17 protein-coding genes are annotated in these 11902 nt (G+C 48.1%); 10 read left to right on the top strand and 7 right to left on the bottom strand.

Annotated elements, in window-relative coordinates; all coding sequences use genetic code 11:
- Nucleotides 1-36: 36 nt before the first annotated feature.
- Together SVXnc_RS00740 and SVXnc_RS00735 are read right to left on the bottom strand one after the other, a co-directional pair.
- Nucleotides 37-888: a class 1 fructose-bisphosphatase gene (locus tag SVXnc_RS00740; protein ID WP_347722052.1), complete on the bottom strand. Its 852-nt coding sequence runs from the start codon at nucleotides 886-888 to the stop codon at nucleotides 37-39.
- On the bottom strand, nucleotides 885-1685 hold the full coding sequence (locus SVXnc_RS00735; RefSeq protein WP_347722051.1) for a class I fructose-bisphosphate aldolase: 801 nt from the start codon (nucleotides 1683-1685) through the stop codon (nucleotides 885-887). Before SVXnc_RS00735 ends, SVXnc_RS00740 begins: the two co-directional genes overlap by 4 nt.
- Before the next feature lie 117 nt (nucleotides 1686-1802).
- Between SVXnc_RS00735 and SVXnc_RS00730 the strand changes: the two genes are divergently transcribed.
- From SVXnc_RS00730 to SVXnc_RS00715, 4 genes are read left to right on the top strand one after another with little or no spacing between them, the layout of a single operon-like run.
- On the top strand, nucleotides 1803-2357 hold the full coding sequence (locus SVXnc_RS00730) for a thioredoxin family protein (RefSeq protein ID WP_347722050.1): 555 nt from the start codon (nucleotides 1803-1805) through the stop codon (nucleotides 2355-2357).
- The gene (locus SVXnc_RS00725; protein ID WP_347722049.1) at nucleotides 2354-3001 is read left to right on the top strand and encodes a DUF2268 domain-containing putative Zn-dependent protease; all 648 of its coding nucleotides are present in this window, start codon (nucleotides 2354-2356) and stop codon (nucleotides 2999-3001) included. Before SVXnc_RS00730 ends, SVXnc_RS00725 begins: the two co-directional genes overlap by 4 nt.
- The gene (locus tag SVXnc_RS00720) at nucleotides 2998-3543 is read left to right on the top strand and encodes a hypothetical protein (protein ID WP_347722048.1); all 546 of its coding nucleotides are present in this window, start codon (nucleotides 2998-3000) and stop codon (nucleotides 3541-3543) included. Before SVXnc_RS00725 ends, SVXnc_RS00720 begins: the two co-directional genes overlap by 4 nt.
- Complete coding sequence (locus SVXnc_RS00715; RefSeq protein ID WP_347722047.1) at nucleotides 3540-4073, top strand: adenylyltransferase/cytidyltransferase family protein; 534 nt, start codon at nucleotides 3540-3542, stop codon at nucleotides 4071-4073. Before SVXnc_RS00720 ends, SVXnc_RS00715 begins: the two co-directional genes overlap by 4 nt.
- On the opposite strand, the gene SVXnc_RS00710 is transcribed toward SVXnc_RS00715, so the two are convergent.
- On the bottom strand, nucleotides 4070-4840 hold the full coding sequence (locus SVXnc_RS00710; RefSeq protein ID WP_347722046.1) for an NAD(P)H-hydrate dehydratase: 771 nt from the start codon (nucleotides 4838-4840) through the stop codon (nucleotides 4070-4072). The two genes, SVXnc_RS00715 and SVXnc_RS00710, sit on opposite strands and share 4 nt — an antisense overlap.
- Before the next feature lie 36 nt (nucleotides 4841-4876).
- Between SVXnc_RS00710 and SVXnc_RS00705 the strand changes: the two genes are divergently transcribed.
- From SVXnc_RS00705 to SVXnc_RS00695, 3 genes are read left to right on the top strand one after another with little or no spacing between them, the layout of a single operon-like run.
- A complete protein-coding gene (locus tag SVXnc_RS00705) occupies nucleotides 4877-5338 on the top strand; it encodes a hypothetical protein (protein WP_347722045.1) in 462 nt (153 codons plus the stop codon).
- Nucleotides 5339-5386: 48 nt separating this feature from the next.
- A complete protein-coding gene (locus tag SVXnc_RS00700) occupies nucleotides 5387-6418 on the top strand; it encodes a type II glyceraldehyde-3-phosphate dehydrogenase (RefSeq protein ID WP_347722044.1) in 1032 nt (343 codons plus the stop codon).
- On the top strand, nucleotides 6415-7476 hold the full coding sequence (locus tag SVXnc_RS00695) for a glycosyltransferase family 4 protein (protein ID WP_347722043.1): 1062 nt from the start codon (nucleotides 6415-6417) through the stop codon (nucleotides 7474-7476). The genes SVXnc_RS00700 and SVXnc_RS00695 overlap by 4 nt, the downstream gene beginning before the upstream one ends.
- On the opposite strand, the gene SVXnc_RS00690 is transcribed toward SVXnc_RS00695, so the two are convergent.
- The gene (locus SVXnc_RS00690; protein ID WP_347722042.1) at nucleotides 7425-7652 is read right to left on the bottom strand and encodes a hypothetical protein; all 228 of its coding nucleotides are present in this window, start codon (nucleotides 7650-7652) and stop codon (nucleotides 7425-7427) included. The two genes, SVXnc_RS00695 and SVXnc_RS00690, sit on opposite strands and share 52 nt — an antisense overlap.
- Nucleotides 7653-7722: 70 nt before the next feature.
- Between SVXnc_RS00690 and SVXnc_RS00685 the strand changes: the two genes are divergently transcribed.
- Nucleotides 7723-8940 carry a glycoside hydrolase family 57 protein gene (locus tag SVXnc_RS00685; RefSeq protein WP_347722041.1) on the top strand — a complete coding sequence of 406 codons (1218 nt, stop codon included), beginning with the start codon at nucleotides 7723-7725 and terminating at the stop codon, nucleotides 8938-8940.
- A 6-nt stretch (nucleotides 8941-8946) separates the two neighbouring features.
- Nucleotides 8947-9663 (top strand): alpha/beta hydrolase family protein, encoded by a 717-nt coding sequence (locus SVXnc_RS00680; protein WP_347722040.1) that lies wholly within the window; start codon nucleotides 8947-8949, stop codon nucleotides 9661-9663.
- Here the strand turns inward: SVXnc_RS00680 and SVXnc_RS00675 are convergent.
- Entirely contained in the window at nucleotides 9660-9845 is a 186-nt protein-coding gene (locus SVXnc_RS00675) for a hypothetical protein (protein ID WP_347722039.1), read from the bottom strand. The genes SVXnc_RS00680 and SVXnc_RS00675 overlap by 4 nt on opposite strands.
- A 70-nt stretch (nucleotides 9846-9915) precedes the next feature.
- Between SVXnc_RS00675 and SVXnc_RS00670 the strand changes: the two genes are divergently transcribed.
- Entirely contained in the window at nucleotides 9916-10170 is a 255-nt protein-coding gene (locus SVXnc_RS00670; RefSeq protein ID WP_347722038.1) for a hypothetical protein, read from the top strand.
- Here the strand turns inward: SVXnc_RS00670 and SVXnc_RS00665 are convergent.
- Entirely contained in the window at nucleotides 10167-11309 is a 1143-nt protein-coding gene (locus SVXnc_RS00665; protein ID WP_347722037.1) for a glycosyltransferase family 4 protein, read from the bottom strand. The genes SVXnc_RS00670 and SVXnc_RS00665 overlap by 4 nt on opposite strands.
- On the bottom strand, nucleotides 11306-11899 hold the full coding sequence (locus SVXnc_RS00660; protein WP_347722036.1) for a glycosyltransferase family 4 protein: 594 nt from the start codon (nucleotides 11897-11899) through the stop codon (nucleotides 11306-11308). The genes SVXnc_RS00665 and SVXnc_RS00660 overlap by 4 nt, the downstream gene beginning before the upstream one ends.
- Nucleotides 11900-11902: the final 3 nt, after the last annotated feature.

Raw genomic sequence — 11902 nt, 5'->3', positions numbered from 1 at the left:
CCGGTTTTTTAAATTCTTTGGGACATTACTACATATTCAGAGTTGTTCCTCGATTCTATCGAGCATCCCAGCGTTACCTATGAAAACCGGCGTTCTCTGATGAATCTCAACAGGTTCTATAGACGTTAAGCTTTTCTCTCCATCTGTAGAGGCGCCTGAAGACATAGTCTCGAATATGAATCCTATAGGTATGGCTTCGAACTGTAAACGCAGTTTTCCATCAGGAGCAGATTCTTTGGCCGGATATCCGAACACGCCTCCATGATGTAAGACCTGGTTGACATCGCCTACCAGTGCGCCACCGTAACGCAGCTTTAGATCGTCGTTAAGACTGTCTTCGAGGCTGTCGAAAGGGTCTTTCCAGCCTTTGTTCCCGCCGAACCCGTAAACAGTAGGTTCAGGCATTGAAAGGCCTTCTGCGACTAAAACAGCTTCAGCATCATCTTTATCGGTTTCAATTACGTATTCATCAACTCTTTTTCCGTCAGATCTGATTATAGAAGTTATAGGACCGTAAACAACATAGAATGCCTCTATCAAATTTTTTCCACTTGCCGGAAGCTTGCTGTCGTAAACTCCGACTATCGTCCCTACTATATTATTCGTAGGGATATTTGAAGAGCCATCGAGCGGATCTACGGCGACAGAGACGCCTTCTCCGCAGTCAGTTATGTGTTTTTCCTCTTCTGATGCGAACTCTCCGACTTCTTCGATCTCGGTTATCTTCTCTTTGATCATCTCGTTTGCCCATATATCGGCCTCGAACTGTTTTTCATCGCTGGGATTTTCCTCTCCCACATACTCTCTGCGATGTAACATTCCCGATGAAATATGTGGGGCGGTCTCTACAACCGCCTGGAAGATTTTCCCAGCAGTTTCGTGACTCATAGAGATTCTTCTACAGTTTTTTCCTCGTAGATTACTTTTTCCAGGCTGTCGAGAATTGATTCAGGATCTTCTCGCTGGAAAACATTTCGACCTACCGCAAGCCCGTTTCCTCCGGCCTCTATCATGCCGGCGACATCTGAGAGGAATTTTTCATCGCTTGCCTTCGAACCCCCGGACATTACGGTTTTCATACGTGATGTGACTTCTTCAACGTCTTTCCAGCCTTCGAGACCAGGGTACTTGCATTTTACCATGTCCGCTCCCATTTCAAGCCCGAGTCTTGCCGCATAGGCAATGACTTCAGGATCAGTATCGCCTTCGTACTTTTCACTGCTTTCGATTCCATGTCCTCGAGGGTAAGCCCACATTACGACAGATACATCGTACTTTCTGGCTTCTTCCTGTATACGTCTGAAATCCTGTGCCATCCGCTCTTCGTTGTCGCTGCCCGCATAGAAGGTAAATCCGACCGCATCAGCATTTAGCTCTTCGACAGCGTACTTTACCGAGCAGTTGAGATATGACATGTGATCCTCCGGACTCCAGAGATTTGAGTTACCGTTTAGCTTGACTAGTAGCGGCGTGTCGCCGCCGAACTCTCTGTAATGTTCTGCGAGACCTTTCTGAAGTGCTAGGGCTGTTACCGCTTCGTGTTGTGCGACTTCGAATACATGTTCCGGGTCCGCGCTTTCCGGGTTCGGCTCAAAGTCCTCCGGGCCGTGTTCTAGGCCGTGATCGTGGGCTACGATTAATGATTTTCCATCACGAGTGATCGCGGAGTCATCGATATTCTTCATAATACAATGTATTACGGATTCGTTGCTTTTATTGGATACGGCCTGAGAGAAAACACTCCGCCGCCTCCGATCTCTTAGCTGATCATTCTTTTAACATATCTAACACATTTCCAAGATATGAGCCTGACACAGTCAGATTCCAAACTTGAGGTAGGCGATACAGCCCCCGACTTCGAACTCGAAAACTATGAAGGTCAAAACGTTGGCTTAACCGATCTGGACAACTACGATGGCGTTCTAGTCGTTTTCATGTGTAACCACTGTCCGTTTGTCAAGGCTCAGACCGAAGAGCTACGTAAGTTAAACAATGAGTTCTCTTCGATCGCGATAGTCGGCATCAACGCGAATGCGGAAACCCATCCGATGGACAGCGTTGACAAGATGGGAGATTTCATCGAGGAAAACGATTTGGACTCAGAACACTTTTACTACCTTATTGACGGCGATCAAGAAGTCGCAAAGGCATACGGCGCCGAGTGTACACCGGATCCGTTCCTACTGGACTGGAGACACAAGCTATACTACAAAGGCCGACTGAACGATAAGTCAGGTCCTAGCGAGGAAGTTCAAAGCCGTGATATGAAGGAAGCAATCGAATCAATGCTTAAACGCCAGGATCCGCCTCAGGAACAACCTCCTTCCCAGGGCTGTAACATCAAGTGGAAAGAATGACAGAGTACAGTGTAAAACCGGGGAAAGAAGAACTGGAAACAGCCCGGAAAATTACCGAGAAAGGTCTGGATAAAGCATCGAAACTGCTTCCAAAGGACGAGTGTGTAAGTATAGGGCTTGGGTGGACAGGAGACCCGTTTGTTGAGGAAAACATGGACGGCGTTGCCGGAAAGTCATATGGTTCCGGACATTTCCATATCAGTTTCAATACAACCCCGGAAAAGTGGAAGAAGGCGCTTCTGGCGACCGCGGTACACGAATACGGTCATACCTGGTTCTATGAGAACATAGAAGACGAGTATACCAAAGTTCTATGGCAGTACATACTTGATGAAGCCTTGACACAGAACCTTGCCTCGAAGCTCGCAGAATACCGTTCGCCTTGGCGGACCGAACACTCTGAATCCGAGATCTCAGAACACTGGGAGGACATCAGAGAGAACATAAGCCGAGAAGTCACTCACCCCGACCCTCTCTACATAAACCAAGACGAGGACGGAGACCACCCTAACTGGCTGGGCTACAGCCTCTCCTACTACATCGGCAAGAAACTCCTGGAAACCCGAAGCCTTGAAGAGTTCCCTGAACTCACGAAGAAAGACGTTTTACAGGCCGGAGACGAACTTTTCGGTGAAGACAGATGAGCGTATCAATAAGACCCACGGAACGTGAACTACAGGAAGCAAGAAGAATAGTTGAAAACACCTGGAAAAGTTTCGAGTACGGAATAGAGCTGGAAGATCCGGAGATATTTCTTACATGGCAGAGTTCTGATAGAGCTAGCAGCCTGATTTCCGCCCATGAAGAGATAATGATCGCTCTAGATCCAGACAAGGCGTTCGAAGACGAGCTACGGGAAAGTGTTTTGCTCGGAGTCCTGGAAAAAGAGTTTAGAGACAAAGCGCCTTACAGCGAAATAGATTTTGACTGGCAGGAGATCGCGAAGATGAGCTACGTCCGGAAAAGACAGTTAGAGCTTACAGGAGAGGAGCTGCCAGAACACAAGCTAACAGCAGACTGGAAGCTTATCCGCAGAGCCATAGACACGGAAGATGAGATAAGCGAAGAGCTTTACAACAACGCAGGCACAGTAGCCGCAGAAATAGCGAAGCTGACAGACTCTGAAGAAATCTTAGAGTTCACGAAATCCGATGTCCTGAGTTTAGGTGACGAAATCTTCGAATGAGAGTTGGATTCATTGGACGGTTTCAGCCGTTCCACAAAGGACACTTCAAGGCCGTCAAATCACTGGAAAAGGATCACGAAGTAGTTATAGTGGTTGGAGTTGCGGAAGAACCTTCGAGAGACAATCCCTTAAGCTTCAAGCAACGAAAACAGATTATCGAGGAATGTTTTCCGAGCAAGGAGATAGTTGGCATCGAAGACCGTGAGAGCGACGAAGAATGGGCCAGAGAGCTGGAAGAACGGATAGACTTAGACGGAATCGCGAGCAGAAACCCTGAGACAATCAAGGCTGTAGAGGAAAATCCTGCGCTGGAGATCATAGAACACGAACTACACCAGAAAGGCATCTATAGCGGGACGGAGGTTCGCAGACGACTGCGTTCAGGAGAAGAATGGCGTTATCTAGTGCCAAAATGCTGCGAGGAAAAAGTAGCGGATCTAACTGAAGTTTTCAAAGGCTCAGGTATAAACTACGAGTTCAAACCAGGCTGGAAACGGGAAAACTCTTACTACGATACCCTAGATGACTAGATATTTTTCATAGCTCCCGGTATGTTCTCAATCAGATCTGTCGCAAGCATCCCGCTCCCATAAGTTTCAGTCGCCCGCTCTCCAGCTTTCCCGTTGATAACGGCTCCAGTATATCCCGCATTCTGAAGTTCCAGCCCCTGTGATATTAAAGACGCAATTATGCCGGCGAGTACATCACCTGTGCCGCCGACCGTCATCGCCGAAGTTCCCGTATTATTTTCCTTAACGCCGTTTTTCGAATAAATCTTGTCCGTACTGCCTTTTTCAACGACGACGTTGCCAGTTTGTTCGACAAAACTCTCTATCGAACCGTAAGCATCTGTTATATACTTGACTTCGCCGTTATGCGGCGTGAAGATGGCATTTGAAACTTCGACTTCTATTGCCGGCTTTATACCATCGGCATCGATGACCCATTTTGTCTGAGAGTTCTGGAATATCTGTTTTAGAGCCTCAGTATCTGGTTTGGAGAGTCCTGGACCCATTAAAGTTACATCCGCCCATCTGACTAACTCAAGTGCTGGCTTTACTCCGTTCGGACTCAGATAACATCCCGGATAAGATCTTACGATAAAGTTCGGAGAGTAAGAAGCCACTGTGTCCTGTATATCCTTCGAAGTCAGTGTCTTGACCAGATCAGACCCTGTCCTCAGAGCCGCCTTCGAGGCCAAAGCCGGGGCGCCAGTGTAGTCCCTTGATCCTGCGATAACTGCGACCTTGCCGTTTTCTCCCTTGTGAGACCTAGAGTTTCTTGATGGAAGATTCATAACTTATTTTTAGTTTCAGTAATCAAAACAGTTACTATGAGAGTTAAAACCCACGTTTACGGTTTCGAGAACGAAGAGCTTCAGACAGAGGATTTTAACAGCTTCAAGATTTACAGTGTCTGGAGCGAGCCGGATATACGAGTGGAAAACGATTCAATACCGATGGAAGTCACAGATCTTGAGGAAAAAGATGACGGCGAAGGAGCGAAGAGACTTGTTACTGCTATCGAGTTCGGCCACATGACCGGCGGCTACTTTTTCGTGGAACGACCGAAGCCAAGCCCTTCATGGATCACGAAAGTTTTCGGCCTACTGCGTGAGGAAGGCTGGCAAGGCCATTACCTCAACGAGATGCGGGTTGACTGCCGAGGCGACATCGAGATAAGAAACACTGAAGAATACACCGCGGTAATTGACAGAGCAGCGGAAAGGGTTTTCCATAACCGCGGCACCGGTGACGGAGCAGGGAAGATCGAGAACCTATCGGAATTCGAGTAACCCCTACATCAACTTTTATTCTGCGAGAGCCAAAACCTAGTTGTAACAATGGTAAACGTAGTTGTAAACGGAATCGGAACGATCGGGAAGAGAACAGCGGAAGCTGTCAAAAAACAGGACGATATGACTTTGAGAGCGATCTCCGATGTATCCCAGAACGGAGGTTTGAGAACCGTACTGAAGGAGAAAGGCGCGCTTCATGGAACTGATCTTTACGCTTCAAACGAGGACGGAAAGGAGAATCTGGAAAGCCAGGGTTTCCACGTCGAAGGCGTACTGGAAGAGCTAATCGAGGCAGGAGAAGTCGATGTAGTCATCGATGCCACACCGCCCGGAATCGATAAGGCAAACAAGGAAAATCTTTACGAGCCAAACGGCGTCAAAGCAATCTTCCAGGGAGGAGCCGACCCAGAGATCGCACCTGTCGCGTTCAACGCCGATGCCAACTACGAAAAAGCAGAAGGAAAAGATTTTGTGAAAGTCGTATCCTGTAACACCACCTCTCTTTCAAGAACAATGAGCGCAGTCGATGAAGCCTTCGGAGTCGAAGATGCTGTAGCAAACCTGGTTAGACGTGGAGGAGACATCCCGCAGGACGGGCGCGGACCTATCAACTCAACAATCCCTGTTACAGAGGTTCCAAGCCACCACGGACCGGACGTGCAGGCAGTGATGCCCGATCTGGACATCAAAACGCTTGCAGTCAAAGTACCTGTGACCTACGGACACGTCCACATGGTTACCGCGAATCTGGAAGAAGATGTCAGCGAACAGGAAGTCTTGGACGCATTCGACGGCCAGCCACGCGTACGTCTGATCGAGGCAGAAGACGGATACGATTCAACGGGGAAAGTACATGAGATGATGAGAGATCTTGAAAGACCTCGAAGCGATATGCCGGAAGCAGGAGTCTGGAAGGAAACCGTCACCGTTGAGGACGGAACAGCTTACTGGATTCACATGGTTCACCAGGAAGCAATTGTTGTACCGGAAAACATTGATGCTATCCGTGCGATGTTCGAGATGGAGGACAAACAGACCAGCATCCAGAAGACGAACGAAGCATTAGAGATCGAATGAATGTCTTGATGCTCGGCTGGGGTTTCCCCCCGGACATCGATGGCGGGCTGGACATCCACGTGGCAGAAGTATTCAAACACCTGAGGGAAAATGAAGAAGTTCGGATCGATCTAGCCTTACCGGAGGCTCGTGCGCCCTCTCTTGAGAACGTGATACCAATCGAGACCGGGAACGGAGACATGATAGACCGGTCCCGGATAATGAGCCAGAAAGTCGCAGAGATCGCCGAAGACTACGATATAATCCACACTCACGACTGGTTTGGAGCCGAAGCCGGATTCAAATCCAAAAAATACAGCGATGTAAAATGGGTCTCGACATTCCACTCACTTAGCTCCGGACGATCCCGAACACCCTCGAAACGGCTTGAGCGAATGGAAAAGGCCGCAGCCGAAGAATCTGATGTCCTGATATCAGTCAGTGAAAGCCTGGCCGAGGAAGTAAATGAAAAATACAGCAGACAACCAGAAGTTATCTACAACGGCTACGAGAAGCCGGAGACCCATGGAAAAGACGTCAAATCCGATTTAGGGATTGAGGGTGAGATGATCTTCTATGTAGGTCGGCATGCCGAGCAGAAAAGAATCGAGCTTCTGATCCGGGCTTTCGAGAAGCTGGATAGAGGCACGCTTGTACTCGGCGGGACCGGACACATGAAAAACGCGCTTGAACAGTTCGTAGAGCTTCTGGGAATAGAAGATTCCGTCAGGTTCGTAGGCTTTATCCCCGACAGCGAATTAGGCGATTACTACAGCTCAGCTGATGTTTTCGTCTCCCCATCCAGAAACGAGCCGTTTGGACTGACTATTACAGAAGCAGCTTGCTGTGGTACGCCCGTGGTTGCTACTGAGAGCGGTGCGCTTGAAATCCTACCTGAGCAAACCTATTTTAAGGCGGAAGGTAACTCGGATTCTCTAAAGGAAAACATAGAGAAAGCTCTGGAAACCGATGTAGAAATAGCAACTGAAAGGTCTTGGAAAAGTAGTTCTGAGAAAATTTACAGAATTTACGAGGATATTACTTCTATTTCATCGACTTCGCCGCGATGTAAGACCTGAAATCCGTTTTCCCATTCTCTGGATTCTTTTTCAACATAGTAAGTTGAGTTATCGCCCGACATCTCCGGTAAGTATATTTCCTCTAAATCTCCGTCCCAGACCGAGAGAGCGACTTTTTCATCGGATCTGACGGTGATCTCGACGCCCTCTTTTAGCTTCTGGGTTTCAATCTCCATATTAGTATATTCGCGATCAGTCCCTTTAAACCACTGACCGATTTTTAACCCGTCAAAAGAAAATTCTAATATGCCGCCGGTAACCCTTTCGTTCGAAGTACATCAACCACACCGTCTGAGAGTAGACGGAGTAAAAAAGGACGCAGACGCTCTTTACGACCGTTATTTTGACGATGAGATGAACGAGCATTTCTTCAAGGACGTGGCGGAAAACTGTTATTTCCCTGCGACCGAACGGCTACTGCGGGCGGCAAAGGAACTTGAGGGAACGGAAAACGAATTGAAAGTCAACTTCTCGATCTCAACGTCTTGGATCGAACAGGCCAAAGAGTACCACCCCGAGCTAATCGATATGCTAAACAGCTTCCCGGATTCCTCGATTGATTTCATCGGCCAGGCATACTTCCACTCACTGGCAGGTCTTTTCGAGGACAAAGAGGAGTTCCGCTGGCAGCTAAACCATCACAGAGAGATTATAGAAGACACCTTCGGAGTCACCCCTCAGGTAATGACGAATACAGAATTGATCTACCACAACGAGATCGGGAAGATCGCGGGCGAGGAAGGATACAAAGGAATATTTACGGAAGGTGCTGACCGAATACTTGGCTGGCGTTCAGCTAACCATACTTACAAGGTCCCGGAGTTTGTAGCAGAAGACTCACCGGCGATCATGCTGCGCAACAGGAAGCTGACCGACGATGTTGGATACAGGTTTTCCGCAGAATGGTGGAGCGAGTTCCCTCTGACAGCTGAAAAGTATGCCGCATGGATAGATGAGACCGAAGGCGATATGATCAACCTGTTTATGGACTATGAGACCTTCGGAGAACACCACTGGGAAGGCACCGGAATCCTCTGGTTCCTAGAAGCACTGCCACATGAGTTCGCCGAACGCGATATCAAGTTCGCGAAGGTCCGGGACGTCGTAGAGGAAAACGAGCCGGTCGGAGAGTTCGATGCCTTCGAGTACAACACCGTTTCATGGGCTGACCAGGAGATGGATGCGAGCGCATGGCTTGGCAACCCGATGCAGAAAATGCTTTTCGAGAAGATGCAGGATCTGGAAAGCAAGGTGAAGAAGCTGGACGATCCGGAGATCAAAGACGTCTGGAGAAAATTCCTGACCTCAGATCACCTACACCACATCGCTACGAAGACCTACGAGGACGGGAACGTACACAACTACTTTTCGTACTTCGATCACCCTCACGAAGGATTCGCAGTTATAACCGAACACTTAATGGATTTCCAACAGCAGGTTGAGAAAAAACTTGCCTCAAAGTGAATAACTATGGGACTTCCGGAGAAACCAAGCTCGAAGCATTTTATCGAAGTAGAAAACAACGAAGAGGTCGCAGCCGTTCACCACGAGGACGACTCAGATAAGTGGATCTTTTTCTGCCACGGATTCGGCTCGAACAAGGAAGGCAGTTACGAAAAACGCTGTGAGTACTTTCAAGAACGAGGATACAACACTGTTCGGTTTGATTTCCGGGGAAATGGAGAGAGCGATGGAGACTTCATAGAGCAGACTCTTTCTTCTCGTATAAACGATCTAAAGGCAGTTATAGACCATTTTGAACCCGGAACTTTCGTGCTGTTCGGCTCCAGTTTTGGAGAGAAAGTTGTATTTCACGCCGCAGAGGATCTAGAACCCGAGGTTGTTATCGGAAGGGCGCCAGTAACCTACAACAAGATTATGGAAAAGTACAGAGCAGTAGTTGAAGAGAAAGGAGAATTCACACACCACGGCGAAAAAACTATTGACAGACGGTTCTACGAAGATTTTGACAGCTACCAGTTCGATAGCGTAGTAGAAAATCTCGAAGCAGAGACAGTTATATTCCACGGCGGCGCTGATACGACAGTTCATCCGGAAAACTCGTTTGAAGCCGCTCAAGCGCTTAATTCTGACGTCAGCTTACATAAGTTCGAAGGTGAGCGACATTCCTTCAGCGATAAAGCAGAGGCCAGAATGCTGGAGCTTATGGCCGTTCATCTGGACTAGAGAGTGTACCTTTCCAGATTGACGACTATCTCTTCGATTTCGTCCTCGGTTACAGAACCTTGCTCTTCAAGCCTTTGAGAAGCCACCTCGAATATGCTGGAAGCCGTATTAGGACCTAGCTCGTCGATGAACTCGTCTACGACATAGTTCTGTAACTTTTCCTCATCCTCGTACGAAGCCATTGTCACCGTTAAATAACAAAATGTTTATATAGTCTGTGGAGCTAATGGTTCACTGTAAGGTAACAAAATTATGTCTGAGAAAATTGTGAAGCTGACAGCAGATAGTTTGGAGGAAAGATTTGATCAAAAAGTCGATGCTTTCCAGCCATCGGATGAGAACGAAAGATTCATCCTCAAGATGGGTCGAACAACCGTTCTGATCAATGTAGGGCTAAAGACGTTTACTCCGTTGAAACGTGGAGACTCGGAAAACTACATGAAGCTCAAAGAATTTTTCAGCGACGTCGGACTTCGGTACCAGAGTTCATCTATCAGAAATACTTAGCTTGAAGCACTCTGGTAGATACCGGTAGTCCAGGCGCTTATCTGTTCCCATCGGAAGTTATCCTCAACCCTTTCACGGGCTTTATCGCCCATCCAGTCGCTCCAGCCAGGATCGTTCAACGCTCTCGATACCTGGTGGGCGATCGAGTTAGAATCCTCCGGGTAGGTATGGAGACCGGTGTACTCATGGACGATAGTGTCTTTCATCCCGCCGACGTAGCTTCCGACAGTTGCTGTCCGACACGCTGCGGCCTCAAGCGGGACGATACCGAACGGTTCGTACACGCTCGGTGCGACAGTCATCTTAGCATTTTTCATAAGCGAGAGCAGCTCTTCCTCTGCGACATATCCCGGAAAATGAACTTTCTGACCGACCTGCTGTTTGGCAAGTCCTTTGTAGTGTTCGGTGGCTCCGCTTCCACACATAACGAACTTTGCCTCCGGATTCCTGTCCAGTATCTCCGGCATAGCCTCGATTAAATGCCCTGGACCTTTCTGTGGATACATCCGTCCGACAAAAAGCACGATATTCTCCCAGTCTAAGGCATAGTCGTTGTAATTCAGATCATGCGAGTGAGAATCGAATTTTTCAAGGTCAACTCCGTTTGGAATGTAGTTTACCTTCTCTTCGGGAACGTCGAATACGTGTTTTACCTCCTCGCAGAAATCCTTTCCGACCGTAATGACCTCTTCGGCCTCATAGGTTCCGTACCATTCTAGGTTATGGATTGTTGACTGGTACTTGCTGTCGATCCCGTCTCTTCCCTTCTGAGTTGAGTGGATCGTGAACACCATCGGAATCTGTAAAGTCTTTTTGATGCCGGTGGCTCCTGGCACAGCCATCCAGTCATGAGCATGTACCAGGTCAAACTGCTTTCCCTTAGATAGCTCGATGGCTTTCTGCTCGATTTCATGTCCTAGTCTCATCGCCCATGAGAGAGTGTCGTTAGCTCTGTCAGTGGAGTTGACCCGGTGTATCTCCACGCCATCGCGGTGTTCGACCCCTTCCTGTGGGCCGTAGCTGATTACAACCGGTTCATGGCCTTGATCGGCAAGGGTTGTCGCAAGATCTTCACAGTGTGCTGCGATCCCTCCGGCCTTGATCGGCGGATACTCCCAGGTTATGAAAAGCGGTTTCATGCTTTTTCCTCCACGAGCTGGCTGTACTGCCCAACAAGCTCGTGTTGCCAGCCCTCGTCGAACGGATCTATAACCTCTATTTTCTCTTCCGGAACATCCAAATCAAAGAGAAGAGAGTTTCTAGTATCATTATTGGTCGCCAGAACCTTGTCTGCTTCGAACCCTGCCTTCCATTCCATCTCCGATATCATCTCGGAGTTTTCTCCACCAAAACCGCGCTGATTTTCGGTCGAATGAACAGTCACCACAAGAGGAATCTCAAGATAGTTTGAAAGCGTTATACCTCCAGGAACAGTCGCCCAGTCGTTGGCATGAATAATATCTACGTCTTTCCCATCCAGCAAGTTGTTAACACCTGCTTTTATCTCGTTGTTAAGCATCATCGCCCAGTTGTAAAGATTATCAGCTTCGAAATGTAATGGGACGCGCTCAACATCGATTTCCTCCGGTAAAGAATACTCCGATCCGTCCTCAAATGCGACTATCGAAACCTCATGACCTTTTCCGTTAAGAAACATCGCGATAGACTTCGTGTACTCGGAGATGTCCTCTCCATCACTTAGTTTTTGGGAAAGTATTGCGACATTCATCTT

Origin of the sequence: Candidatus Nanohalococcus occultus, from assembly GCF_029207735.1 — an archaeon.
Taxonomy (GTDB): domain Archaea; phylum Nanohalarchaeota; class Nanosalinia; order Nanosalinales; family Nanosalinaceae; genus Nanohalococcus; species Nanohalococcus occultus.
This window is presented reverse-complemented; position numbering and strand designations above follow the sequence as displayed.